The 377-nt window shown below is 75.3% G+C and carries 1 pseudogene; it reads right to left on the reverse strand.

The annotated features are described in order from the left end of the window. Positions 1-377, reverse strand: a pseudogene (locus ACYF6T_RS44690) (alpha-1,4-glucan--maltose-1-phosphate maltosyltransferase); the annotation flags it as partial.

The following is a 377-nucleotide window of genomic DNA, read 5'->3' on the forward strand; positions in this document are numbered from 1 at the left end:
GGGGGTGGACGGCGTCGTGGCCGCCCTCGGGGGAGCCGATCGCCCAGGGCACGCCGACGTCGTCCGGGCCGGCGGACAGGGTGTTGTTGCGGCCCTTGCGGAAGGTGGTGCCGATGGGGTGGATCGGGGGCAGGTAGACCACGTCGAAGCCCATCGCGGCGATGGCCGGCAGCCGGCGGGCGGCGGTGCGGAAGGTGCCGTGCGGCACCTCGGGCGTGCCCTCCGAGCGCGGGAAGAACTCATACCAGGCCCCGTACAGCGCCCGCTCCCGCTCCACCAGCAGCGGCAACGGCGCCGACGCCGTCACCAGCTCCCGCAACGGAAACCGCGCCAGCACCGCGTCCACCTCCGGCGTCAACGCCCCCGCCAACCGGGCG

The sequence above is a fragment of the Streptomyces sp. 7R007 genome (genome assembly GCF_054850255.1).